The sequence below is a fragment of the Mesorhizobium sp. M0037 genome, from assembly GCF_040323635.1.
In the GTDB taxonomy this organism is placed as follows: Bacteria; Pseudomonadota; Alphaproteobacteria; order Rhizobiales; family Rhizobiaceae; genus Mesorhizobium.
The window spans coordinates 95,105-117,239 of sequence record NZ_JAMYVB010000012.1 but is presented as its reverse complement, the minus strand read 5'-3'; the positions used below and the strand labels follow the sequence as shown (position 1 = coordinate 117,239).

The window sequence follows — 22,135 nt, the reverse complement described above, 5'->3', positions numbered from 1 at the left end:
AAGCCTGCTGGAAAGAGCGTTTGGGTGCAGCGATGACGAAATGGTCGCCGAATTCTTGGAGAGCAAAGCCGATCAAGCAGGTTCCTGCCTATCCGGACCTCGCCGCGCTGAAGAACACGGAAGCCCAGCTCGCCACCTTTCCGCCGCTGGTTTTTGCCGGTGAGGCGCGCAAGCTGAAGAAGCAGCTTGCGGCTGTCGCTGCCGGCGACGCATTCCTTCTGCAGGGCGGTGATTGCGCCGAGAGTTTCGCCGAACATGGCGCCGACAACATCCGCGACTTCTTCCGCGTCTTCCTGCAGATGTCGGTGGTGCTGACCTTTGCCGGCGCGCAGCCGGTGGTGAAGGTCGGCCGTGTCGCAGGCCAGTTCGCCAAGCCGCGCTCGTCTGACAATGAGACCAAGGGCGAGGTGACGCTGCCAAGCTACCGTGGCGACATCATCAACGGCATCGAGTTCGACCCGAAGTCGCGCATTCCCGACCCGGCCCGCCAGGAAATGGCCTACCGCCAGTCGGCGGCGACGCTTAACCTGCTGCGTGCCTTCGCCCAAGGCGGCTACGCCAGCCTGGAGAATGTGCATCGCTGGATGCTGGGCTTCGTCTCCGACAGCCCGCAAGGCGAGAAGTATGGCATGCTCGCCAACCGCATCACCGAGACGATGGACTTCATGAAGGCCGTCGGCATCACCTCCGAGACCAATTACGCGCTGCGCGAGACCGACTTCTACACCAGCCACGAAGCGCTGCTGCTTGGCTATGAAGAAGCACTGACCCGCGTCGATTCGACCTCGGGCGACTGGTACGCAACGTCGGGCCACATTATCTGGATCGGCGACCGTACCCGCCAGCCCGACCATGCGCATGTCGAATATTGCCGCGGCATCAAGAACCCGCTCGGCCTCAAATGCGGTCCGTCGCTGACAGCGGACGGCTTGCTGGAGCTCATCGACCTGCTCAATCCGGAGAACGAGCCGGGCCGGCTGACGCTGATCGCCCGCTTCGGCTCCGACAAGGTCGCCGACCATCTGCCGAAGCTGGTGCGCGCGGTGCAGAAGGAAGGTCGCAGCGTCGTGTGGTCGTCCGACCCGATGCACGGCAATACGATCGAGGCTGCCGGCTACAAGACGCGCCCGTTCGACCGCATCCTCAAGGAAGTGCAGACCTTCTTCGAGGTGCATCGCGCCGAAGGCACGCATCCCGGCGGCATCCATGTCGAAATGACCGGCAAGAATGTTACCGAATGCACCGGCGGCGCCCGCGCCATCACCGCCGAGGAATTGCAGGACCGCTACCACACCCATTGCGACCCGCGCCTCAACGCCGACCAGGCGATCGAATTGGCTTTCCTCGTCTCCGACCTGTTGAAGAAGAGCCATCCCGTGCAGCACAAGCAGGCGGCCAACGGCTGAACCCGTTTTCAGATTGAAGTGGAAAGCGCCGGAGAGATCCGGCGCTTTTTCGTTTTGATCAACGCCCGCGTTCCCAGCGCAATCCGTTGAGCCGGGGATCGTTGGCAAAGGCAGTTCTGGAAAACTCGATCCGCTTCTCCGGAAATTCTGAGATGGCCTGGACGCCGAACGAGCCGAGCCGGATGCGCCAGGTATGCGGCTCCAGCGGCTTGGCCTTGGCAAAACCGCGGCATGTCAGCAGCGCTACATTGGTGCCCTTCGGATCGCGCGCCGAGCGGTAGCGGATCGCCGCCAGCCCGACCTCGCGAGCGACATCGGCAATCGCCTGGCTGGCGGCATAGTCGGTCGGATGCCTCCAATGGGCCCGGTCGCGGTCGAGCGGCGGCCGCGTCAGGTCGATGGCCTTGTCGGTACGGATCGCGGCGGCGAAGGCGGTGTATTCGGCGGCGTCGTGCGGCCATGGCGTGTCGGGCGAATCGGCGAAGAACAGCAGGCGGTAGAAGGCCATTTCGGCGACCGCCGTCATGATCGTCTTCGCCGCGTAGTAGACCCCCAGAGTGCGGCCGGCGCGGCGGAAGCGCGAGCCGTAGGGATAGATCGAGCCGTAGCGGAAGGGCGTCGCCAGCAGATAGTGGAGATGCCTGCATTCCATGGGGATCTGCGGCTTGGTCTCCTCGATCAGATCCTCGAGCAGCGCCTGTTCGTCCAGCGTGTCAACGATCTTCAGGGTCGAGACGCGGTGCTGCGCCTCGACCATGCGCCAGTATTTGCCGTCGAGCCGGACGGCTTCAGACGAGAGCGCGTCGGGAGTCCAGATAGGCAATGACATCGACAAGCCCGGTAATGGTGAGGATCTTTTCAAGCGGGCTGCCATCGAACGCGGTATTGGCGTTCTTCAGCCATGCCCGGGCTATCGTCTCGTCACCGCCGACAATGGCGTCGAGCGAACGGAACAGCCGCACGAACAGCACCGCGAGTTCGAACGGCTTGGTGCCGCGCTCCAGCAGGAATTCCTGCCTGCGCATGCGTGAAACCGTGGCTTCCGAGACGCCGATGATCGACGCAAGCACCCTGGCGGTTATATCCAGGAGTTCGGCGGCGCGCAGCGTGGCCTTGGTCAGAACCGCATTTTCGGCCGCCTTCGCGGTCAGATCAGGGGCGGCAGCATTGGGTTGTGTAACAGACATGGCCTCTCTCTTTCCATGGAAAATATAGTCCACGAAAATTCATATGGAAAGAGGCGGGATCCGATAAATTTGCCCGTGCCCGGGAATTGGCTGCACGCCGAAGCGTCAGTCTTTCTTGTATAGCAGCCAGTTCTTGCCGGTGCGGCCGGCCATTGTCGAGTGCCGGGTGACGCGGTTGCGCCCGCCAACCTTGGAGCGGTAGAGCGCCCGGTCCGCCTTGGTGTAGAGATCCTCCGGGCTTTCCGCTTCGGAAGCCATGCAGATGCCCATGGAAACGGTCACCGTGCCGTAATTGGCGCCGGTCTGGCTGCTGGTGAACGGCGTCTGTTCGATCAGCACGCGGATGCGTTCGGCGATCTCGTAAGTGGTATCCTCGCTGGCGCCCTCGACGATCAGCGCGAATTCCTCGCCGCCGGTGCGGGCTACGAACATGTCTTCACGGATGCTGGTCTGGAAGATTTCAGCGACGATCTGGATGATCTTGTCGCCGACCGGGTGGCCGTAGCGATCGTTGACACCCTTGAAATGGTCGATGTCGGCAAGGATCAGGGCGTTGAACAGGATCCCCTTGTTGGAGGTGTAAATCGCCGTGATTTGCTTGTCGAAGGCGCGGCGGTTCCAGATATGGGTCAAGGGGTCGGTGTCGGCGAGCCGCTTGTACTCCTCAAGCTTCGACTTAACGCTCTCCAATTCCGCCGTCTTGTCGCTCAGCGTGGTTGCAACCTGCTTGCCGTGGTCGAGGGTCGAGTTGGTGGCCGCCGCCATGGCGCTGGCGACCTTCTGCAGCAGATCCTGCGAAAGCAGGCTGCGGTTGGCGAGGCCACTCGATGTCTCATCGAGGATCTTGCCGTATTTCTCGATATGGCTACGTTCGCTGCGCAGCAGCAAGGCGATGTCCTCGAGTTCCCTGGCCAGCACGTCGCGCGCCTGCTCGACAATGCCGGGACCGTGATGCTGGGCAAAGAAAGCGCGGCCGATGCGGTCGAGATCGTCCTGCGTCGGCTGGTTGCCCAGCGCGACGACGGCCAGGCCGAGTTCGCGATTGGTGCCTTTCAGTGCTTCGTAGAAGATTTCGTAATTGCGCGGCAGGCCAAGCACGCCGAGCTGACGCATGGTCGCCACAACGGCTGTTGCAATGTCGCTGTTTCGGTCGGTCTGGACGGCTGCCGGCTGCATGTTCTGTTCACTCTGCCTCTGGGAACCATCGCAGACCGTGCGAGATGCCGCCGACCGGAGAGTGCCAGCCGTATTTCGGATCATCCTGCGAAAGACACGTCCCCAATCGCGACATTCGCTTGGCAACGACCATAGATGCGCCGGCGCTAAAGTTTCCTTAATGTGCCGCCAGGTAACGCGTCCGTTCTACCGCAGGCTGCAGAAATGGTTTGCAAAGATCCTGAGGTCAGGTCCGAACACGCCCACCCCATGTCGCATTTGCCGGTGCCCGGCTGCGGCACAACTGAAATCCTCTCGGCCAGCGGCGAAGCCGTGAACGATGGACGGTGGAGGCAGGGATGAGCAACAACCACAGCGGATCTTGCCTGTGTGGAGCAGTGCGTTTCCAGACGCGAGGGCCGTTGCGCGGCGTCATTTATTGCCACTGTTCGCAGTGCCGCAAGCAGAGCGGGCATTTTTACGCCGCGACCAACGTCGCCGACGGCGACATCACGATAACCGGCGCCGACAACATCAGCTGGTACGAATCGTCTTCCTTTGCCAAGCGCGGCTTTTGCAAGATCTGCGGCTCGGTGCTGTTCTGGAAGCCGGGTCAGGATGCCTATGTCTCAGTTCTGGCCGGATCGTTCGACAACCCGACCGGGCTCCAAGGCCAATGCCACATCTTTGTCGGCGACAAGGGCGACTACTATACGATCGACGATGGACTGCCGCAGTTCGAGAAGTCGACGCCGACGACCAAGGTTGCGGAGGAGTGATTTTGCGGCGCCTGCCTTATTCCCTTCATCCAGCCATTGCGATATCCCCTGCCGGTGATTCGAAGGGGATGCGGCATGCAGCGGCTGATCGGTGCTTACTTCAATTCTGTGCGAGCCTTTCGCAAGCTCGCCGCCAGCGAAAGGGCATTTCAGCAGGAACTGATGCTGCTGGTGCTGGCGCTGCCGCTCGGCTGGTTCGTCTCGGTCTCGTGGCGCGGCTACGCGCTGTTGATCGGCGCGGTGCTGCTGCTCATCATGGTCGAAGTGCTGAACACCGGCATCGAGGCAGCCTGCGATGCCTTCAGTCGCGAGTTCAACGTCGACATCCAGCTCGCCAAGGACTGCGGCTCGCTGGCGGTGCTGATTTCGGTTGTTATCGTCGCCGGCGTCTGGGGAATCGCCCTCATCGAGCGCATCACGGGACTACCGATCTGATCTGAACGCTCCCATATGTTAGTCACCAAAGGAGACTGACGTCGTGGAAGCCAATTTTCTGCTGCTTGAAAGAGCCGGCCTGCCGGAAGACCTGCGCTGGCTGGCGGAAAAATATCCGCGCGAGACGTGGCAGGGCCACGCCAACATCCACGGCATGGCAAACATGTGGCTGCAGCGGCACGACATGTTCCGAGAGCTGGGCGGCATGCTCACCAACGGCATTGGCGACTATCGCGAAGGCAGGCTGGCGGCGCCGGATTTCGCGCGCTGGTTCGCGCCACGCCTCAACCATTTCCTCGGCAATCTCGACGGTCACCACAATGTCGAGGACTACCAATATTTCCCGGCTTTCGCCAAGGCGGAGCCGCGCCTGAAGCGCGGCTTCGAAATCCTCGATGCCGACCATCACACCATTCATGAGGGGCTGGAGCGCAACGCCGAGACGGCGAACGCCTTCATCCGCACGCTCGAGGAGAGCGAGGACAGGCAGCGCTTCGCCGCCGACGCCTATGCGGACGAGAACAGCCGGCTGATCGCCATGCTGAAGCGGCATCTGGCCGACGAGGAAGATCTCATCATCCCGCTGATCCTCGATCGCGGCGACCGGGCTCTGGTCGAGGACGACGACTGAACCTTACGATGTGGTTTCGCTGTCGCGGGCGTCCTTGGCGCGCTCCCTGCCGGCGACGGTGCGGGCGATGAGCCAGGCAAGGATGGCGACACCCAGACCTATGGCAAGCGCGATCAGCAGCCGTTCGTGATGGAGCAGTGCCTTGCCTATCATCTGCTCGGCGCCGAGACCGAAGACGTAGCCGATGCCGCAGAACAAAGCCGCCCAGACCAGCGACGACACCGCGTTGAGGATAACGAAGCGCGCTACCGAAATGCTGGCGAAACCGGCCGCGATGCCGCCGACCAGGCGCAGGCCATAGATGTAGCGGTTGGACAGGACGAATATGTTGGGATGGGACGAGACGAGACGGTAGGCGTGGTTGAAGCCGGGCCTCGCCTTCAGTTTCAGCACCCTGGGATGGTCGGCAAAGCTGCGGCCGAGGACGAAGAAAAACGTGTCGCCGACGAAGGCGCCAATGGCGGCCGCGAGGAAAGCTTTCCAGAGGATGAAGACATGCTGATGGGCGAAGAAGCCGCCGAGGATGGCCGCACTTTCGCCTTCGGCGACACAGCCCAGGAAAACCGCGATCAACCCGTATTGCTCGATGAGGTGATGGACGATCCCGGTCATTGAGAGGTTTGCCGGCCCGACAGTTTTTCGTCTATGCGGTTCACCTGTTCGGCCAGGCGCGCAATGTCCTCGCGCACGCCGATGATCTGGCTGTGGCGCAGTTCGTCCAGCTTTTCATGCAGAGCCATGATCTCGATCTCGGCCTTGAGGTTGACCTCATAGTCATGCGCGGCGTCGATGCGGTCGCGCGCGGCCTGGCGGTTCTGCGACATCATGATCACCGGCGCCTGCAGGGCGGCGATCATCGACAGCACGAGATTGAGGAAGATGAAGGGGTAGGGATCGAATGAGTCTCGTCCCAGCAGCCACCAATTGGCGCCGATCCACAGCACCAGGAAAGCAATGAAGGACAGGATGAACGTCCACGAGCCGCCGATGCGGGCAATGGCATCGGCGATCCGGTCGCCGGCGCCCTGAAGGCCGGTGAGGCTGTCGTTGATATCCTGCGAGATGGGCTTGCGGTCGACAGTGCTCTGCAACACCCGCCGCTCGAGCTCGCTGAGGGTTTCAGGCGTTCGCCTCAACCAGCGGTTGGCAAGTTCTGGCACGGTCTTGTGCATGGATGTCTCCATAGGAAAAGCGTCGGCTTGGCAGCCTTGTTTGCATATAGGAAGATGGCGTTTCGTCAAAAGCGCGGCGCGAGGATGCAGGATGCCCGATTTCGCGAAGATTCGCGCCCGTGCTGCAAAACGCAAAGGCGGCGACGCGGTGCTGACCTCGCTGCTCGGGCCGGCGCCTGACAATGCTGCCGTTGCCGACATTACGGACGATCGCATCCTGTCGACGATGGCCGAGCGGGTATTTGCCGCCGGCTTCGTCTGGCGCGTTATCGAACAGAAATGGCCCGGGTTCGAGGACGCGTTTCTCCATTTCGAGCCGAAACGGCTGTTGTTTCAACCTGATGACTTCTGGCACGACCTGACGGCTGATCAACGCATCGTGCGCAACCCGCAGAAGATCAAATCCGTCCGCGACAACGCCGCCTTCGTTGAGCGTGTGTCGAAGGAACATGGCGGTTTCGGCAAATTCCTCGCGGAGTGGCCTGACGACGACCAGGTCGGGCTGATGGCGTATCTCGGCAAGCATGGCAGCCGGCTTGGCGGCAACACCGGCCAGTATTTCCTGCGCTGGCTGCATTGGGACGCCTTCGTCATCTCGGCCGATATGGTCGCGGTTTTGCGTGACGCCGGCCTCGACATCGCCGAAAGTCCGACGTCGAAGAGGGATCTCGACAGGATTCAGGCGCAGATCAACAAATGGGCGCAGGAAACCGGCCTGCCGCGCCGGCACATTTCGCGCATTCTGGCGATGTCGATCGGAGAGAACCATTCGCCGCAATCGCTGCGCGAATATATGGGCGACGACTGATCACCGAATTGGTCCAAACGAACGCCATTGCTCGGGCAAATTTGCCGCGCTAAACCGCACAGATGACCCAGAAGACCGCACCCGATATTCTGCGCATCGCCGTTGCCCAGCTCAACCCGACGGTCGGCGATGTCGCCGGCAACCTTGCCAAGGCGCGCGAGGCGAGGGCGGATGCCGCCCGCCAGGGCGCCGACATCGTGCTCTACACCGAGCTTTTCCTTGCCGGTTATCCGCCGGAGGATCTGGTGCTGAAGCCGGCCTTCCTCAAGGTTTGCGAGAAGGCCGCTCAGGATTTTGCCGCGGATACCTCCGATGGCGGGCCGGGCGTCATCATCGGCACGCCGCTGAAGCGCAAGAGCGGCACCCACAATTCGATCATCGTCGCCGATGGCGGCAAGATCCTCGCCGAGCGCTACAAGCTCGATTTGCCAAACTATGGCGAGTTCGACGAGAAGCGCGTCTTCCAGGCCGGGCCCGAGGCTCAGGGACCCGTCAACTTCCGTGGTGTGCGCATCGGAATTCCGATCTGCGAGGACATCTGGGGCGACGTCGGCATCTGTGAAACCCTGGCCGAGAGCGGCGCGGAAATCCTGCTGGTGCCGAACGGCTCGCCCTACTACCGCGCCAAGATGGACGTGCGCCATCAGGTCGTTATCCGCCAGGTCATCGAGACCGGTTTGCCGATGATCTATGCCAATCAGATCGGCGGCCAGGACGAGCTGATCTTCGACGGCGCCTCTTTTGCCATCGGCGCCGACAAGACGCTCGCCTTCCAGATGAGCCAGTTCGAGGAAACTGTCGACGTCACCACCTGGAAGCGCAACCGCGTCGCCGCAGGCGCGCAAAACGCAGAAGAGTTCGACGGCTGGGTCTGCTCGGAAGGGCCGATGTCGAAAATCCCCGAGCGCGAGGAGGCGGACTACCGCGCCTGCATGCTCGGCCTGCGCGACTACGTCAACAAGAACGGCTTCAAGAACGTCGTGCTGGGTCTCTCCGGCGGCATCGATTCGGCGATCTGCGCCGCATTGGCCGTCGATGCGCTCGGCGAGGAGCGGCTGCGGGCGGTGATGATGCCCTACCGCTATACCTCGGAGGATTCGCTGAAGGATGCCGAGGATTGCGCCCGTGCGCTTGGCTGCCGCTATGACATCGTGCCGATCTTCGAACCGGTCGAGGGTTTCCTACACACGCTGGCGCAGCTTTTTGAAGGCACCAAGGAAGGCATCACCGAAGAGAATCTACAGAGCCGCGCGCGCGGCACGATCCTGATGGCGATTTCCAACAAGTTCGGCTCGATGGTCGTCACCACGGGCAACAAGAGCGAGATGTCGGTGGGCTACGCCACGCTTTATGGCGACATGAATGGCGGCTTCAACCCGATAAAAGACCTCTACAAGATGCAGGTCTATGCGCTGTCGCGCTGGCGCAACAGCCATGTGCCGCCGGGCGCGCTCGGTCCCTCAGGCGAGGTGATCCCCAGGAATATCATCGACAAGGCGCCGTCGGCGGAATTGCGCGAGAACCAGACCGACCAGGATTCGCTGCCGCCCTATCCGGTGCTGGACGACATTCTGGAATGCCTGGTCGAGAACGAAATGGGCGTCGACGACATCGTCGCGCGCGGCCACGACCGGGCGACGGTGACGCGCGTCGAACATTTGCTCTACATTGCCGAGTACAAACGCCGGCAAGCGGCGCCGGGTGTGAAGATCACCCGGAAGAATTTTGGCCGCGACCGCCGCTATCCCATCACCAACCGTTTCAGGGATCGCGGCTAAACCTCTGATTAAATTGAAGAACCTTGGGGGGACGCATGTTTATCAGCTATTTCAAGGAAACACCTGAGTATCACATCCTGCGCTTCAAGAACGGCAAGATCAGGGAGCAGGGGCGCGGCATCTCCTTCTGGTACGGCACGTTCGGCACCACGATAGCGATGGTGCCGGTGACGTCGCTCGATAACCCCTTCATCTTCACCGAGACGACGGCGAATTTCCAGGATCTGGCAATCCAGGGGTCGGTCAGCTACCGCATCATCGATCCACTCAAGGCAGCCGAAGGTTTTGATTTCAGCGCCAAGCTCAGCCGTGCCGACGTCGTCGGCGACGGCCGGGAGAAGATCGCCGAGCGCCTGGTGCTGGCGATACAGAGCCGCGCCCGCGCGGTGGTTTCGAGCATGACGCTGGAACAGGCGCTGGCCGAGGTGACCAAGCTCGGTGGCAATCTCGCCGAACTCCTGCGCAACGATCCGATTGCCGCGACCGCCGGCCTGTCGATCGAGGAGGTTCACATCACCTCGGTCCAGCCGACGCCGGAGATCCGCAAGGCGCTCCAGACCGAATATCGCGAGGCGCTGCAGCGCCAGGCCGATGCCGCGATCTATGGGCGCCGTGCCTGGGGCGTGGAGAAGGAGCGCGAGATCAAGCAGAGCGAGCTGGCGACCGAAATCGAGCTTGCCGAACGCAACAAGCTGCTGGTCGATACCGAGGCGCGCAACAAGCTGACGCTTGCCGAGGCGGAAGCCAAGGCCCAACAGCTCGAACTCACCGTCTATTCGTCGGCGCCGGCGCACGTGCTCACGGCGATGGCCTTCAAGGCCTGGGCGGAAAAGGGCGGTTCGGTCGGCAATCTGTCGATCACGCCTGATATGCTCACCAGCGCGCTCAGCCAGCTTTCCACTCCGAAAGCCGGGTCCTGAAAGGCAAGCTCGGGTGGCAAGCGACCAGAGCGGCAGGCCGATCGACCGGGTGATCGTCGTCACCCGCAAGACCGAGCTGGAGGAGCTGACGACGCGCTTCAACACGCAGGGACAGGCGCGCTTTTATCTCCGGCAGGCCGGCATGAATTTCGACCCGGTCAAGGCGGCGCATGACGTCTATCACCAGGCGCTCGACCGGGTGATGGGTTCGCTTCCCCAAGGCCTCAAACAGTTGCGGCTCGACCGCGAACTGGTCCCGCAGTTCGAATTCGGCTCCGACGCGGTGATCGCGCTCGGTCAGGACGGGCTGGTGTCCAACACCGCGAAGTACCTCCCGTACCAGCCGCTGATCGGCATCAACCCGAACCCGGCGCTTTTCGACGGCGTGTTGCTGCCGTGGAATGCCGACGATACCGAAAAGGTCCTCGGCCTGACGATCGCCGGCAAGGCGAAGCGCCAGGCGGTGGTGATGGCCGAAGCGCGCTCCAATGACGGACGCCGGCTGATCGCTTTCAACGATCTGTTCGTCGGCGCCTCGACGCATGTCTCGGCGCGCTACGAGTTGACCTATGGCGGCAGGACCGAGCGCCAGTCGTCGAGCGGCATTATCATCTCCACGGGCGCCGGCTCTACCGGCTGGCTACGCTCGGTGATGGCGGGCGCCGCGGGACTGGCTGCGGCCTATGGTGACAACTCCGTGCCGACCGTGCCGCCGCAAGGCTATGACCGCGAAGGCGAACAGCTGTTCTTTTCGGTGCGCGAACCGTTTCCGAGCAACACGACCGGCGTGTCGCTTGTGCATGGCGTCATCACCCGCGACCGGCCGCTGGTGGTTTCTTCGCGGCAGAGCAGGGGCGGCGTCATCTTCAGCGACGGGATGGAGCTCGATTTCGTCGAGTTCAATTCCGGCACCGACGTGACCATCGCGATCGCCGACCAGAAGGCCTATCTCGTGGTGCCGTAAGCGCGCCAGGTCGGTAACCAAACCACGGGCCGGACCGAAATTCGGCCGCCCTCATTCTTTGCGAGGCACCATGCCCGACTCTGAGATCAGCTTCGACATGTCACGGATCGACTTCCGGGCGACCTCCGACCTGTTGATGGCGAGTTATTGGGGCGCCGGCCGCAGCGATGAGTTTCATCGCCGCGCTTTTGCCAACTCGTTCTGCACCGCGGCCTATATCGATGGGAACCAAGTCGGTTTTGGCCGGGCCATCACCGACCGTACGGTGTTTGCCTATCTCGCCGACATCATCATCTGGCCGCAGCATCGCGGCCAAGGCATTGGCACGCAACTGGTGCGGGCGCTCATCAACCACCCTGAACTCAGCACGGTCTCGCACTGGAGCCTGTCGACCAGTGACGCGCATGGCCTTTACGAGAAGCTGGGCTTCAAGGCATCGATCGACGGCCGCTACATGCGCCTCGATCGCAACCCGGAATGAGGCATAGCGAGGGGGTTGACCGGCTGTTGTTGCAAGATAACCTCACTGGTTGGACCAGTTACGCTTTGCCACGTGCCCGGCCTTGGCGATCCTTCATGGCGTCTCTATAAGGACCGCTCCGCAAGTGCCTTGCGGGAGGTCCGAATGGCAGTATTTCACATGGTAATGCGAGGCCGCGAAGCCTAGGTCTCACCTGGCGTCCGGCGAAGGTTTGTCCTTCGCACCGATGCCGGGTCGAGCACAGGCTTCTGCCGATGCCGGTCGCCACCCGGCAAATCGGGCGCGCCGCCACCTATGCCGAACCTCCGCAGCCCCGGGCGAATTGCCCAGCGCGGTTTTCAATTTCAGACCTTACCGGGACCGGGCAGATTTGCGCCCGGATGACAACATGGCTCGTTTCCGAATCGATCTGCGTGCAAGCGCCTTTCGCAGCGTTCTTGGCTTCACGCTCAGCCACTGGCGGCGCCAGCCGTGGCGGCTTTCGCTGATCATGGGCAGCTTCCTGCTGTCGACCCTGGCCGACGTCTTGACGCCGCTCTATTCCGGCCGGCTGGTCGACGCCGTCGCCAGCAGTGCGTTGGCTGACGATGTCGCGTGGAATGCGGCAATGGCGGCGTTCTCCGCGCTCATCGCTTTGGCGCTGACCGGCGTGGTGCTGCGCAACCTGGCTTTCATGGGTATTGTCGAGCTGACGCTGAAGATGATGGCCGACGTCGCCGCCGACGCGTTCCATCGCGTGCAGCGCTTCTCAACCGACTGGCACGCCAATAGCTTTGCCGGATCGACGGTGCGCAAGGTCACGCGCGGCATGTGGGCTCTCGACCTGCTCAACGACACCATCCTGATTGCGTTGCTGCCGTCGGTCGCCATGCTGGTCGGCTCGACGTTGCTGCTCGGCTGGTTCTGGCCGCTGATGGGGCTGGTCGTGGCAGTCGGCTCGCTGCTGTTCATCACCGTGACGGCGCTGCTGTCGCTCGGCTATGTCGCGCCCGCGGCACGGCTCGCCAACAGCTGGGATACGCGGCTTGGCGGCTCGCTTGCCGATGCCGTGAGCTGCAATGCCGTGGTCAAGGGTTTCGGCGCCGAGACGCGCGAGGAAACGCGGCTTGCCAAGGTCGTCGCCAAATGGCGCGCGCGGACCAGCCGCACCTGGGTGCGCGGCACCATCAACGGCACGACGCAAGGCGCCATGCTGCTGGTGCTGCGGACGGCAGTAATCGGCCTGTCGCTGATGCTGTGGGCCTGGGGCCAGGCAAGTGCGGGCGATGTCGCCTTCGTGCTGACCTCGTTCTTCGTGCTGCAGGGCTACCTCAGGGACATCGGCACGCATATCCGCAATTTGCAGCGTTCGGTCAACGACATGGAGGAACTGGTCGATTTCCAGTCGCAACCGCTCGGCGTCGAGGACCGGCCCGGCGCCAAGCCGATCCGGATCACGCATGGCCACATCGCCTTCGATAACGTCACCTTCCACTATGGTAGCCATCGCTTGCCGCTCTACCGCGACTTTTCGGTGGAGATAGCGGCGGGCGAGCGGGTCGGACTGGTCGGCCATTCCGGCTCGGGCAAGACGACCTTCGTGAAGCTGATCCAGCGTCTCTATGATGTCAGCGGCGGCAGGATCCTGATCGATGGCCAAGACATCTCCCAGGTTGCACAGGCGTCGCTGCGCGCGCAGATTGCCATCGTCCAGCAGGAGCCCATCCTGTTCCACCGCTCGCTGGCGGAAAACATCGCCTATGCCCGTCCGGACGCCACGCAGGCCGAGATCGAGCATGCCGCCAAGCTCGCCAGCGCGCACGACTTCATCACCGGCCTGCCGAAGGGCTACGGCACGCTGGTCGGTGAACGCGGCGTGAAACTGTCGGGCGGCGAGCGCCAGCGGGTGGCGATCGCGCGCGCCTTCCTGGCGGATGCGCGCATCCTGATCCTGGACGAGGCGACATCGAGCCTCGATTCGGAATCGGAAGTGCTGATCCAGCAGGCGATGGAGCGGCTGATGGTTGGCCGCACGACGCTGGTCATCGCGCACCGTCTGTCGACGGTGCGGGCGCTGGACAGGCTGCTCGTGTTCGACCGTGGCAAGATCGTCGAGGAAGGCTCGCATGACGAGCTGATCCGGCTGAAGGGCGGCATCTACCGCCGCCTGTTCGAGCGGCAGGCGCTGGAACTGACCAAGGGCCTGGTGATCTGAGCTGAACGCAGAGCCCTATCCGAGGGATAGGGCTCTGCCTGGTTCATCCAGGCATTCGCTCGAATGGCTGAAGCGCTGGGTCGATCGTGTCCCAGGCGTGGCCGCGCACGGTGTAGGTGACCGCCTGCGGGTCGAACTGGCCGGGATCATCGAGGCTCGTGGCCTGGATAGCCGTCACCTCCGGCATGGCGACGAACGTTACGTAGACCGGCGTGCCGCAGGTCGGGCAAAAGGCCTGGGCTTTTTCATTGCCGCTGTCGGCGATCATCCGCCACGTGCTCGGCTCGCCGGTGATCTTTACGTCAGCGCGCCGGCCGAAGGTCACATAGGAACAATGGCCAGTACCGCTGCGCTTTTGGCAATCGAGGCATTGGCAGTGGTTCTGAAAGATCGGTTCGCCGCTAGCCTCATAGCGGATCGCGCCGCAGGCGCAGCCGCCGGTAAAGTGCTTGGTCATCATCGTTCTCCGCGGTTGCTTCAGGCCGATTTCGGCTTGGCGAACAGGTCGATGCCTGTGCCGGTTTCGAGGAAGGATTTCATGCTGGACAGCACGGCCGGCCAACCCTGGCTGATGCCCTTGGCCATGCCGCTGCCGGCTTCGAGCTCGTCATGGCTGACGGTCAGCTTGACCATGGTGTCGTATTCCTCGATGGCGAACGTCACCTGGCTGTGCTTGGTCGGATCGTCGGCCTGCGAGGCGTTGGCCCAGCTCATGACCAGCCGGGTTGGCGGCGAGATTTCGACGACCTTGCCAACGAGTTCGACGGTCCGTTCGTCATTGGCGCGGATGTGTTCCCATTTCGAGCCGGGCTTCCAGTCGGAGACGTTTTCGTGGCCCCAGTAGCGCTTGGCGATATCGGGCCTGGTGATGGCTTCGAACACCTTTTGTGGCGTCGATCTGATGTAGGTCACGTAGACAAAACTGGTGGTTTCCCGGGTCATTGGTCGTCTCCTTCGAGTTCTTGTTTCAGGTCGTGCAGCAGGCTCAGCCGCTGCCGTTCGAATTTTCGCACCCACCGCTCGTAGACTTCGTGCAGCGGCACGGGGTTGATGAAATGCAGCTTCTCGCGGCCACGCTTGACCGTGCTGATCAGATTGGCCGCTTCCAGAAGATCGATGTGCTGCGTGGCGGATTGCCTCGCCATGTCGAGATTTTCGCAAAGCTCGCCGAGCGTCTGGCCGTTCTTCTCACACAGAAGATCGAGCAGCATTCTGCGGGTCGGGTCGCCCAGCGCTTTGAAAACCTTGTCGGCGTCCATCGGTCTCACTCATCTTGAAGACACAATATGCAGGTAAATGCCTGCATGTCAAGCTGTGGCTAAGCTTGGCCTGAAGGGGAGGGATTTATAGTGTCGGATTGCTGGCGCGCGGAGCGAAGCACCGAGCCCGGAATCGGGGCAAGAACCGGTGCGGGCGCGCAGGACTATGCAGCGGTGGCTGTGAGCTAGGCTCTAACGACGAACTTGTCGGGATCGGCGCAGAAATGGGCGATGATCTGGCAGAGGTCCGGCTCGTTGACCATGCGTACGGCCTCGGCCCCATTGACCCATTTGCGGGTGCGCGCGCGCTTTTCCTTCCAGCGGTCGGCAACGTGCTCGACCTGCAGCGGAAACACCAGCACTTCGCAAGGGACTTCCTCGCCGGACGCGAGGGCCTTGGCGTAGAAGTAACGACCGGCCTCGAAAAGCGAAATCTTGCCACGCAATCCGGCTTCCTCGCCCGCCTCGCGCGCCGCTGCCTCGCAGAGCGGCTCCCTGGCCTCGGGCCAGCCCTTCGGCAGCACCCAACGCCCGGTGTCTCGGCTGGTGATCAGCATGATCTCGACGCCGTCTTCGTTATTGCGCCATGGCAAAGCGGCAACCTGCAGGCGACAAGGCGAAGTGCCGAAGAGCTTGCGGACCCTTTCAGCCAGATGGTCGTGTGTCGCCGGTGTCGTCAGCATCAGTGAAAGCTACCCCAGCCCTCAGAATCGTTAGCCGCCGTATGAATCTTACCGACAAGTGTAAGTCTTAAAAGTAAAAAACATCACACCGACCCGTCAAACTGCGCCAACAGCTGTCGATTCGACAGAATATTGTCCCTTCCAGTGCCTGTTTTCATAGCAAACGGGGCGGGTTTGGCCGTCTGGGCAGAAATGGGGCTGGCGCGAATCAGCCTGCGTGATCGTCGGCGATCGGCTTCTGGTAGGTAAAACCCATGTCCCAGGGAAAGTAGATCCAGGTGTCCTGACTGACTTCGGTGATAAAGGTGTCGACCAGCGGCCTGCCTTTCGGCTTGGCGTAGACGGTGGCGAAATGCGCCTTGGGCATCATGGCGCGCACGATGCCTGCCGTCTTGCCGGTGTCGGTGAGGTCGTCGATGATCAGCACGCCCGCGCCATCATCGGCGAGCAGCGCCGGGGTGATCTCCTTCAGCACCTGCAACTGCCCCTGGCTGGTGTAGTCGTGATAAGAGGCGACGCAGACCGTCTCGATCACGCGTATTCCGAGTTCGCGCGAGATGATGGCGGCGGGAACCAGGCCGCCACGGGTGATGCAGACGATGGCCTTCCACTGTCCCTTGTTGGCGCCGGCAAGCCGCCAGGCGAGCGCCCGGGCATCGCGGTGGAACTGGTCCCAGGAGACCGGAAAGGCTTTTTCGGGAAGGGACATTCTGCACTCCGCGCGCACCATTGTGGAATGCGCGCGGAATTAACTGGAAAGTCAGGGCATTGGCAAGGGCGGGGCCAGTCTGTGGAGTTACCGCGACAAAAAGGCCGCCACCGGCACGCTGCGCAACACGGTGCGCGTGACGCCGCCGAACAAAAGCTGACGCAGCCAGGAATGGCTGTAGGCGCCGAGCACCAGAAGGTCGGCTCCGGTCTCGGCGATCCGGGTCTGGATGACGTCATCGACCGAAGCATTACCCGATTTCTGCACCGACACGCTGACCGTTGCGCCATGCCTGGAGAGTGCCGCGGCGATCTCGGCGCCGGCGGCTTCCGGGTTGTCATCCAGCGTATCCGGCGGATCGATGACCAGAATGTCGGTTTTCTCGGCCTCGATGATGAAGGGCAGCGCGTCGAAGGCGGCACGCGCCGCCTCCTTGCTGCCGTTCCAGGCCAGCAGCACATGTTTGAATGTGGTGACCAACGGCCCCTCATGCGGCACCACCAGCACCGGCCGGCCGGCATCGTAAACCAGCGCGTCGACATCGGCGCTCTGGTCGCCGCCGGTCTCGCGCTGCGCGGCGATGATCAGGTCGGCGGCGCGCACGCTGGAAATACCCGTCAGCGCGCTGTCGCCGGAAAAGCTCTCGAGGCTGCGCCATTCGAAGGAAAGGCCGGAATTCTCGATCTGCCGAACGAAAAGCGCCTGCAATTTCTCGGCGCGCTCGCGGTTCATGTCGGCGGAGACCTGCAGGAACTCGGTGTCGGGGAAGCCGGTTGCCGAGGTGTAGGGAACGGGCAGCGCTTCGGCATGGATGCCGATGAGATGGCTCTCGAACCGGTCGGCAAGCGGGATGGCGCAGTCGAGCACGCGTTCGGCGTCCTGTTCGTTCTGCAATATGGCGACGATGGTCTTGAAGCGCATGCGAAATCCCTCAAATCTGCCAGCGCGTGCTGCGCCCGAGGGAAAACGTGGGAGTGCGGTGCTTGGTTCCGGCCCGGCGATGGTCCGCGAACCCAGGGTCACTTGGCGGCGGTGAAGCCGGCCACCATCGCCTCGACGTCCTTGCGTGCCGAATCCAGCGCCTCCTGGCTGCGGGCGCGGACCACCAGCTCCGTCCAGAACTTGCCGTCGCCATATTTCGGATAGGAGCCGATGACGGTGTCGGGATGCGCCTTCTGGATGTCGCCCAGGGGACCGCCGATCAAGCCTTCGCCGAACGGGCAATGGACGGTGGCCGACAGCATCTTGGTGCCGGCCTTCAGCGTCGGCACGACATTGTCGAGCATGGCCTGGAAAATCGCCGGCACGCCGGCCATGACATGGACGTTGCCGATGCGAAAGCCGGGCGCGACGGAGACCGGATTGTCGATATGGTCGGCGCCGCGCGGCATGCGCGACATGCGCTTGCGGGCCTCGGTATATTCGATGCCGCGCGCGGCATAGCTCTCGCCCAGCATGGCATAGGCCTTGGCGTCGTATTCGCACGGCACCCCAAAAGCCTTGGAAATCGAATCGGCGGTGATGTCGTCATGCGTTGGGCCAATGCCGCCGGTGGTGAAGACATAGGTGTAGCGGGCGCGCACGGCATTCACCGCAGCGACAATCTCGTCCTCCTCGTCGGGAACGATCCGCACTTCCTTCAGGTCGATGCCGATGGCCGTCATGATGTCGGCGAGGTGGCCGATATTTTTATCCTTGGTGCGGCCGGACAGAATCTCGTCGCCGATGACAAGCATGGCGGCAGTGACGATTTCAGGCATGGAAGGCTCCGGCAAACAGGCCCGTTGGCAGACAAGGTCGCCTGAGGCAGAAAGAAGGTCGCCTGAGATAGCGCGACATCGAACTGGCGGCAATGCCGACACAAGCCGCCATCTGCCTTGCCGAGCGTTCGTCAGTGGGTGATGGTGCGCGCCGGTCCGCTCCCGGGTGAAAACATGCTGGTATCAATTCTGCTGTGGCTTGTTGCCAGCCTGTCCGTGCTGGCTCTCGTCATCGTAGCCTGCCTGGTCGCGGCAACGCTCTGGATTGCCGCCAAGGCCGAAAGGCTGGTGCCGGCCGGCGGAAACTTCGTCGAGATCGACGGCAGCCGCGTCCATTATATCGAAACGGGCGAGGGACGGCCGATCCTGTTCGTGCACGGACTTGGCGCCCAGCTTCATCAGTTCCGGCACACGCTGTTCAACCGCTTCGGCCCCGGTTACCGGCTGATCGCGCTCGACCGGCCGGGATCGGGCTATTCGGTGCGGGCCAAAGGAGCCACCGGCCGCTTGCCTGAGCAGGCCGATATCATAAGGCGCTTCATTGAAACGCTCGCGATGGAAAGGCCGCTTGTGGTCGGGCATTCCCTGGGCGGCGCTGTCGCGCTGACCCTGGCCGTGGAACATCCCGACGCGATTTCCGGCATGGCCTTGCTGGCGCCGCTGACCCATCTGGAAGCCGGCGTCCGCGAGAAAGCGGGCCTGCTCTATATCCGTTCGCGGCTTTGGCGCTGGATCATGGCCTACACCGTCGCGATACCGACAAGCCTCAGATATGCGCGGCAGACACTGGAGTTCATCTTCTCGCCGCAGGCCGTTCCCGCCGACTACATGATCGATGGCGGCGGATGGCTCGGGCTGAGGCCTGTCCATTTCCATGCGACCTCCACCGATTTCGTGGCGGTCGAAGAGGATCTTGGCCGCATCGAAGAGCGCTATGGAGAGATCGCCATGCCGGCCGGGATTTTCTTCGGGACAGCCGATCGCGTCATCGCCATGCGCATACATGGGGAGCCGATGAAGGACAGGATCGAAGGGCTCGATTTCGAGACGGTCGAAGGCCTCGGCCACATGCCGCAATTCGTCGAGCCGGACCGCGTCATCGCCTTCATCAAGCGCATTGCCGAGCGGGCATTCGCCGGCCAAGACCTCACCACAGCCTCACAACAATTTCACTGAACCATTCGGCTGATATCCGGTTTACCCCGTGTCGCACCCAAGGCGGCGGATACGGAGTAATTCAATGTACAGGAAAGTTTTTGCAGCATCCGTGCTGACGATCGGTCTTGCCACATCGGCGATGGCGCAGTCATCGGACGGCACGTATTCCAACCATCACAGCTGGTGGCCGTTCGGCAACGAGCAGTCATCGACGGTCGACCAGAGCACCACCGGCAGCATCAATGCCGACGATAGCCAAGGCTATGGCGGCGCTACGGGGCCGTGCGCCTCCGACCCGTCAGGACCCTACGGAAATGTGAGGCCCAACGTGAACGATCAATATTGCGGCAAGTGATCAAGCCGCGGCTTCGACTGACCGGCAGGATGTCCCGCCTGTTTGTTTTGACGCAATTCCCTAGGGAATTGCTTAGGCGAGCATCCACGGCCGGCAGCGAAAGCTGAGGGGCAAAGATCAGTCGGAAACTTCGGTCTGCGGCCGGTCGCGGCCGTCGGCCAGTTCGTCGTGCCACTTGCCTTCGGCATCCTCATACTGGATGCCGTCCGTGGCGCCGGCGATCTGCTGTTCGGCCGAGGCGATCTCGGCGGCGCGCAGCGCATCCTGGTGGGTCGGGAATGTCTCCGAGAATGTCGAACCGACCTTGTAGGCCCAGCCCCCGTCATGCTCGACGATCTTGTAAGTCAGCTTCGCCATGAAATCCTCCGGTTCGTCCGTCCGCTCAATGCGGCCCGTTATTCAATGCTATCTGGGCTTCAATGCAGTTTGGCGTCTGGCAGCCGGTCTTCGGGAACCAGCACTTCCGATTCCTTGGCCGCTTCGATCAAAGCCCTGCGTGCATCGGCCGTCGAACGATAACCTTCCAGCACTTTGAGGCAAGTGTCGAGAGCATCACGATGGCGCGGGCCGCGATTGAGCGGCCACACCGTCATCAGGCACTCCGCCGCTTCCTGGGTGCTGCGGATCTGGCGATATTTGCCGACATGGCCGAGTTCGACCACGACCGGGGTTTCAAAAGGTTTGTTATCCATGATGGCCGCAACGCAAAGCAGCCAATATGGTTGCAAAAATGGCCGTCAGCCTGCGCCCAAAAGTCGCGTCGCGTTTGCGACGCGCTTTTGATTTCTGTTTAATGCATGTCGTTGTCCCAAAACCGGGTCCCACTTTTGGGCGACATGCATTGGCGTCTCAGCAACCGCAATCGTTCGTCTCAGTAACCGCAGTCGTTGCGCAGCCAGTGGGCGTTGGCCCAGCCGGTCCGTCCGCCGATTTCGACCTGGTACCAGTTGCCCCGGCGGTCGAAAATTCCGTGTGGTCGCCGTTGAACAATTGCCCGATCATGCGCGACGACGAGTTCGGCCGTGCGCGCACGGCGAGAAACCCGCTGCCGGTATCGAGATCGTAGTGCCTGGACAGGCCGTGCACCGTGCCTTCGCAATATTGCGCGCCGACCGGAGACGACGCGGCGAACGACAGCGCGACCACCGTCGGCGCAGCCTGTTCAGCCCTTCGTCCAGTGCTGCATCGTGGTCACCGAGCGGGCGAGCTGTGGCGCGGGATGGATTTTCTCGCTGAAGGTGGCGGCGGCGCGCCAGCCCCAGCGCGGATCGGCGAGGAAGGCGCGGGCCAGCGCGACCATGTCGGCGCGGCCGTCGGCGACGATCGCCTCTGCCTGCGAGGGATCGTCGATCAGGCCGACAGCCCGTGTCGGGATGCCGGCGCCCTTGCGCACCGCTTCGGCCAGATGCACCTGATAGCCGGCGCCGGTCGGCAGCTTCTGCAACGGCGAATTGCCGCCGCTCGAACAGCAGATATAGGCAACATCAAGCGCCTTCAAGGCTTTGGCCACCTCGATCGCCTCGTCGACCTCGAAGCCGCCATCGACCCAGTCCTTCACCGACAGGCGGGCGCCAAGCATCAGGTTTGGAACTGCCTTCCTCACCGATTTGGCGATCTCGATGAGGAAACGCATGCGGTTTTCCAGCGAGCCGCCCCAGCGGTCGGTGCGCTGGTTGGAAAGCGGCGACAGGAACTGGAAGATCAGATAGCCGTGCGCGGCGTGCAGCTCGAGGAAGTCGAAGCCGGCGCGCGCGGCCCGCCTCGCGGCTTGAGTGAAGCGCTCGACAAGCTGCAGGATTTCATCTTCCTCCAGCGCATGCGGCACATTCCAGCCGGTGTCATAGGCGATGGCCGAGGCCGAGACGGTCTGCCAGGGATCCTCGCCCGGCTGCAATGGGCCGCCGCCTTCCCAGGGCTTTCGGTTGGATGCCTTGCGGCCGGCATGGGCAAGCTGAATACCGAATTTCGTTTCCGGCGCGGCGACGCGCCTCGCTGCATCCAGCGTGCGCCGGGCGGCCGCCTCGTTGTCGTCGGAATAGAGGCCGAGGCAGCCATGGGTGATGCGGCCGCGCCGTTCGACGTCGGTCATCTCGACGGTGACCATGCCGGCGCCCGACATCGCCAGGTTCATCCAGTGATAGAGATGCCAGTCGCTGGCCGAGCCGTCTTCGGCGGAATACTGGCACATCGGCGCCACCGCGATACGGTTCGGAAAGGTCAGGCCGTCGAGGGCGATCGGCTGGAAAAGCGCTGCGGTCATCAAAAAACTCCGGAGAGGGACTGCAGCTATTTAGGCGATGG

28 protein-coding genes are annotated in these 22,135 nt (G+C 62.6%); 12 read left to right on the top strand and 16 right to left on the bottom strand.

Features of this window, described 5'->3' with window-relative positions:
- Nucleotides 1–32 precede the first annotated feature (32 nt).
- Nucleotides 33–1,406 (top strand): class II 3-deoxy-7-phosphoheptulonate synthase, encoded by a 1,374-nt coding sequence (locus tag NKJ78_RS19205; RefSeq protein ID WP_352562608.1) that lies wholly within the window; start codon nt 33–35, stop codon nt 1,404–1,406.
- A 58-nt stretch (nt 1,407–1,464) separates the two neighbouring features.
- Here NKJ78_RS19205 and NKJ78_RS19200 read toward each other — a convergent pair whose 3' ends face one another.
- From NKJ78_RS19200 to NKJ78_RS19190, 3 genes are all read right to left on the bottom strand, one after another.
- Nucleotides 1,465–2,235 carry an RES family NAD+ phosphorylase gene (locus tag NKJ78_RS19200; protein WP_352459084.1) on the bottom strand — a complete coding sequence of 257 codons (771 nt, stop codon included), beginning with the start codon at nt 2,233–2,235 and terminating at the stop codon, nt 1,465–1,467.
- On the bottom strand, nt 2,195–2,593 hold the full coding sequence (locus NKJ78_RS19195) for an MbcA/ParS/Xre antitoxin family protein (protein ID WP_023681556.1): 399 nt from the start codon (nt 2,591–2,593) through the stop codon (nt 2,195–2,197). Before NKJ78_RS19195 ends, NKJ78_RS19200 begins: the two co-directional genes overlap by 41 nt.
- 105 nt (nt 2,594–2,698) lie before the next feature.
- Complete coding sequence (locus tag NKJ78_RS19190; RefSeq protein ID WP_023681555.1) at nt 2,699–3,769, bottom strand: GGDEF domain-containing protein; 1,071 nt, start codon at nt 3,767–3,769, stop codon at nt 2,699–2,701.
- A 338-nt stretch (nt 3,770–4,107) separates the two neighbouring features.
- Between NKJ78_RS19190 and NKJ78_RS19185 the strand changes: the two genes are divergently transcribed.
- The 3 genes from NKJ78_RS19185 to NKJ78_RS19175 all read left to right on the top strand — a co-directional run bounded on the left by NKJ78_RS19185 (nt 4,108) and on the right by NKJ78_RS19175 (nt 5,593).
- A complete protein-coding gene (locus tag NKJ78_RS19185) occupies nt 4,108–4,527 on the top strand; it encodes a GFA family protein (RefSeq protein ID WP_023738959.1) in 420 nt (139 codons plus the stop codon).
- A 75-nt stretch (nt 4,528–4,602) separates the two neighbouring features.
- Nucleotides 4,603–4,962: a diacylglycerol kinase gene (locus NKJ78_RS19180; protein WP_023667554.1), complete on the top strand. Its 360-nt coding sequence runs from the start codon at nt 4,603–4,605 to the stop codon at nt 4,960–4,962.
- Between the two features lie 43 nt (nt 4,963–5,005).
- Entirely contained in the window at nt 5,006–5,593 is a 588-nt protein-coding gene (locus NKJ78_RS19175) for a hemerythrin domain-containing protein (RefSeq protein ID WP_352459083.1), read from the top strand.
- 3 nt (nt 5,594–5,596) lie between these two features.
- On the opposite strand, the gene NKJ78_RS19170 is transcribed toward NKJ78_RS19175, so the two are convergent.
- Complete coding sequence (locus tag NKJ78_RS19170) at nt 5,597–6,205, bottom strand: DedA family protein (protein WP_023738957.1); 609 nt, start codon at nt 6,203–6,205, stop codon at nt 5,597–5,599.
- Complete coding sequence (locus NKJ78_RS19165) at nt 6,202–6,765, bottom strand: DUF1003 domain-containing protein (protein WP_023667551.1); 564 nt, start codon at nt 6,763–6,765, stop codon at nt 6,202–6,204. Before NKJ78_RS19165 ends, NKJ78_RS19170 begins: the two co-directional genes overlap by 4 nt.
- Before the next feature lie 91 nt (nt 6,766–6,856).
- Between NKJ78_RS19165 and NKJ78_RS19160 the strand changes: the two genes are divergently transcribed.
- The 6 genes from NKJ78_RS19160 (at nt 6,857) to NKJ78_RS19135 (ending at nt 13,910) form a co-directional block, all read left to right on the top strand.
- On the top strand, nt 6,857–7,573 hold the full coding sequence (locus tag NKJ78_RS19160) for a DNA-3-methyladenine glycosylase I (RefSeq protein ID WP_023738956.1): 717 nt from the start codon (nt 6,857–6,859) through the stop codon (nt 7,571–7,573).
- Nucleotides 7,574–7,635: 62 nt separating this feature from the next.
- A complete protein-coding gene (locus NKJ78_RS19155; RefSeq protein ID WP_023681548.1) occupies nt 7,636–9,351 on the top strand; it encodes an NAD+ synthase in 1,716 nt (571 codons plus the stop codon).
- Between the two features lie 35 nt (nt 9,352–9,386).
- A complete protein-coding gene (locus tag NKJ78_RS19150) occupies nt 9,387–10,271 on the top strand; it encodes an SPFH domain-containing protein (RefSeq protein WP_352459082.1) in 885 nt (294 codons plus the stop codon).
- Nucleotides 10,272–10,284: 13 nt separating this feature from the next.
- Entirely contained in the window at nt 10,285–11,235 is a 951-nt protein-coding gene (locus NKJ78_RS19145; RefSeq protein WP_027050400.1) for a diacylglycerol kinase catalytic domain-containing protein, read from the top strand.
- Nucleotides 11,236–11,305: 70 nt separating this feature from the next.
- On the top strand, nt 11,306–11,716 hold the full coding sequence (locus NKJ78_RS19140; protein ID WP_023710609.1) for a GNAT family N-acetyltransferase: 411 nt from the start codon (nt 11,306–11,308) through the stop codon (nt 11,714–11,716).
- Nucleotides 11,717–12,104: 388 nt separating this feature from the next.
- Nucleotides 12,105–13,910, top strand: a complete 1,806-nt coding sequence (locus NKJ78_RS19135) for an ABC transporter ATP-binding protein (RefSeq protein WP_352459080.1) — start codon at nt 12,105–12,107, stop codon at nt 13,908–13,910.
- A gap of 43 nt (nt 13,911–13,953) precedes the next feature.
- Here NKJ78_RS19135 and NKJ78_RS19130 read toward each other — a convergent pair whose 3' ends face one another.
- From NKJ78_RS19130 to NKJ78_RS19100, 7 genes are all read right to left on the bottom strand, one after another.
- Nucleotides 13,954–14,367 carry a GFA family protein gene (locus NKJ78_RS19130; RefSeq protein WP_023725741.1) on the bottom strand — a complete coding sequence of 138 codons (414 nt, stop codon included), beginning with the start codon at nt 14,365–14,367 and terminating at the stop codon, nt 13,954–13,956.
- Nucleotides 14,368–14,387: 20 nt separating this feature from the next.
- A complete protein-coding gene (locus tag NKJ78_RS19125) occupies nt 14,388–14,852 on the bottom strand; it encodes an SRPBCC family protein (RefSeq protein ID WP_023688339.1) in 465 nt (154 codons plus the stop codon).
- Complete coding sequence (locus tag NKJ78_RS19120) at nt 14,849–15,169, bottom strand: ArsR/SmtB family transcription factor (protein WP_023681541.1); 321 nt, start codon at nt 15,167–15,169, stop codon at nt 14,849–14,851. Before NKJ78_RS19120 ends, NKJ78_RS19125 begins: the two co-directional genes overlap by 4 nt.
- Before the next feature lie 185 nt (nt 15,170–15,354).
- Complete coding sequence (locus NKJ78_RS19115; RefSeq protein WP_023667541.1) at nt 15,355–15,852, bottom strand: NUDIX hydrolase; 498 nt, start codon at nt 15,850–15,852, stop codon at nt 15,355–15,357.
- Between the two features lie 208 nt (nt 15,853–16,060).
- Complete coding sequence (gene gpt / locus NKJ78_RS19110; protein ID WP_023667540.1) at nt 16,061–16,561, bottom strand: xanthine phosphoribosyltransferase; 501 nt, start codon at nt 16,559–16,561, stop codon at nt 16,061–16,063.
- Nucleotides 16,562–16,648: 87 nt separating this feature from the next.
- The gene (locus tag NKJ78_RS19105; RefSeq protein WP_023738954.1) at nt 16,649–17,482 is read right to left on the bottom strand and encodes a universal stress protein; all 834 of its coding nucleotides are present in this window, start codon (nt 17,480–17,482) and stop codon (nt 16,649–16,651) included.
- A gap of 98 nt (nt 17,483–17,580) precedes the next feature.
- Nucleotides 17,581–18,321, bottom strand: a complete 741-nt coding sequence (locus tag NKJ78_RS19100; RefSeq protein WP_023738953.1) for a competence/damage-inducible protein A — start codon at nt 18,319–18,321, stop codon at nt 17,581–17,583.
- Between the two features lie 174 nt (nt 18,322–18,495).
- On the opposite strand from NKJ78_RS19100, the gene NKJ78_RS19095 reads away from it, so the two are divergent.
- Both NKJ78_RS19095 and NKJ78_RS19090 read left to right on the top strand, forming a co-directional pair.
- Nucleotides 18,496–19,497 carry an alpha/beta fold hydrolase gene (locus NKJ78_RS19095; RefSeq protein ID WP_050593136.1) on the top strand — a complete coding sequence of 334 codons (1,002 nt, stop codon included), beginning with the start codon at nt 18,496–18,498 and terminating at the stop codon, nt 19,495–19,497.
- Nucleotides 19,498–19,561: 64 nt separating this feature from the next.
- Nucleotides 19,562–19,834, top strand: a complete 273-nt coding sequence (locus tag NKJ78_RS19090) for a hypothetical protein (RefSeq protein WP_023738951.1) — start codon at nt 19,562–19,564, stop codon at nt 19,832–19,834.
- Between the two features lie 117 nt (nt 19,835–19,951).
- On the opposite strand, the gene NKJ78_RS19085 is transcribed toward NKJ78_RS19090, so the two are convergent.
- The 4 genes from NKJ78_RS19085 to NKJ78_RS19070 all read right to left on the bottom strand — a co-directional run bounded on the left by NKJ78_RS19085 (nt 19,952) and on the right by NKJ78_RS19070 (nt 22,094).
- The gene (locus tag NKJ78_RS19085) at nt 19,952–20,191 is read right to left on the bottom strand and encodes a DUF2188 domain-containing protein (protein WP_023667535.1); all 240 of its coding nucleotides are present in this window, start codon (nt 20,189–20,191) and stop codon (nt 19,952–19,954) included.
- Between the two features lie 59 nt (nt 20,192–20,250).
- On the bottom strand, nt 20,251–20,529 hold the full coding sequence (locus tag NKJ78_RS19080; RefSeq protein WP_032891817.1) for a DUF982 domain-containing protein: 279 nt from the start codon (nt 20,527–20,529) through the stop codon (nt 20,251–20,253).
- A 154-nt stretch (nt 20,530–20,683) separates the two neighbouring features.
- Nucleotides 20,684–20,980 carry a hypothetical protein gene (locus NKJ78_RS19075; RefSeq protein WP_352459077.1) on the bottom strand — a complete coding sequence of 99 codons (297 nt, stop codon included), beginning with the start codon at nt 20,978–20,980 and terminating at the stop codon, nt 20,684–20,686.
- A gap of 16 nt (nt 20,981–20,996) precedes the next feature.
- Complete coding sequence (locus NKJ78_RS19070) at nt 20,997–22,094, bottom strand: NADH:flavin oxidoreductase/NADH oxidase (protein WP_023738950.1); 1,098 nt, start codon at nt 22,092–22,094, stop codon at nt 20,997–20,999.
- Between the last annotated feature and the right edge of the window lie 41 nt (nt 22,095–22,135).

Bases quoted from the DNA above. Each gene is read 5' to 3' on its own strand.
- NKJ78_RS19205 (WP_352562608.1), top strand. From the start codon at position 33: ATGACGAAATGGTCGCCGAATTCTTGGAGAGCAAAGCCGATCAAGCAG.
- NKJ78_RS19200 (WP_352459084.1), bottom strand. From the start codon at position 2,235: ATGTCATTGCCTATCTGGACTCCCGACGCGCTCTCGTCTGAAGCCGTC.
- NKJ78_RS19195 (WP_023681556.1), bottom strand. From the start codon at position 2,593: ATGTCTGTTACACAACCCAATGCTGCCGCCCCTGATCTGACCGCGAAG.
- NKJ78_RS19190 (WP_023681555.1), bottom strand. From the start codon at position 3,769: ATGCAGCCGGCAGCCGTCCAGACCGACCGAAACAGCGACATTGCAACA.
- NKJ78_RS19185 (WP_023738959.1), top strand. From the start codon at position 4,108: ATGAGCAACAACCACAGCGGATCTTGCCTGTGTGGAGCAGTGCGTTTC.
- NKJ78_RS19180 (WP_023667554.1), top strand. From the start codon at position 4,603: ATGCAGCGGCTGATCGGTGCTTACTTCAATTCTGTGCGAGCCTTTCGC.
- NKJ78_RS19170 (WP_023738957.1), bottom strand. From the start codon at position 6,205: ATGACCGGGATCGTCCATCACCTCATCGAGCAATACGGGTTGATCGCG.
- NKJ78_RS19165 (WP_023667551.1), bottom strand. From the start codon at position 6,765: ATGCACAAGACCGTGCCAGAACTTGCCAACCGCTGGTTGAGGCGAACG.
- NKJ78_RS19160 (WP_023738956.1), top strand. From the start codon at position 6,857: ATGCCCGATTTCGCGAAGATTCGCGCCCGTGCTGCAAAACGCAAAGGC.
- NKJ78_RS19155 (WP_023681548.1), top strand. From the start codon at position 7,636: ATGACCCAGAAGACCGCACCCGATATTCTGCGCATCGCCGTTGCCCAG.
- NKJ78_RS19150 (WP_352459082.1), top strand. From the start codon at position 9,387: ATGTTTATCAGCTATTTCAAGGAAACACCTGAGTATCACATCCTGCGC.
- NKJ78_RS19140 (WP_023710609.1), top strand. From the start codon at position 11,306: ATGCCCGACTCTGAGATCAGCTTCGACATGTCACGGATCGACTTCCGG.
- NKJ78_RS19135 (WP_352459080.1), top strand. From the start codon at position 12,105: ATGGCTCGTTTCCGAATCGATCTGCGTGCAAGCGCCTTTCGCAGCGTT.
- NKJ78_RS19130 (WP_023725741.1), bottom strand. From the start codon at position 14,367: ATGACCAAGCACTTTACCGGCGGCTGCGCCTGCGGCGCGATCCGCTAT.
- NKJ78_RS19125 (WP_023688339.1), bottom strand. From the start codon at position 14,852: ATGACCCGGGAAACCACCAGTTTTGTCTACGTGACCTACATCAGATCG.
- NKJ78_RS19120 (WP_023681541.1), bottom strand. From the start codon at position 15,169: ATGGACGCCGACAAGGTTTTCAAAGCGCTGGGCGACCCGACCCGCAGA.
- NKJ78_RS19115 (WP_023667541.1), bottom strand. From the start codon at position 15,852: ATGCTGACGACACCGGCGACACACGACCATCTGGCTGAAAGGGTCCGC.
- gpt (WP_023667540.1), bottom strand. From the start codon at position 16,561: ATGTCCCTTCCCGAAAAAGCCTTTCCGGTCTCCTGGGACCAGTTCCAC.
- NKJ78_RS19105 (WP_023738954.1), bottom strand. From the start codon at position 17,482: ATGCGCTTCAAGACCATCGTCGCCATATTGCAGAACGAACAGGACGCC.
- NKJ78_RS19100 (WP_023738953.1), bottom strand. From the start codon at position 18,321: ATGCCTGAAATCGTCACTGCCGCCATGCTTGTCATCGGCGACGAGATT.
- NKJ78_RS19095 (WP_050593136.1), top strand. From the start codon at position 18,496: ATGCTGGTATCAATTCTGCTGTGGCTTGTTGCCAGCCTGTCCGTGCTG.
- NKJ78_RS19090 (WP_023738951.1), top strand. From the start codon at position 19,562: ATGTACAGGAAAGTTTTTGCAGCATCCGTGCTGACGATCGGTCTTGCC.
- NKJ78_RS19085 (WP_023667535.1), bottom strand. From the start codon at position 20,191: ATGGCGAAGCTGACTTACAAGATCGTCGAGCATGACGGGGGCTGGGCC.
- NKJ78_RS19070 (WP_023738950.1), bottom strand. From the start codon at position 22,094: ATGACCGCAGCGCTTTTCCAGCCGATCGCCCTCGACGGCCTGACCTTT.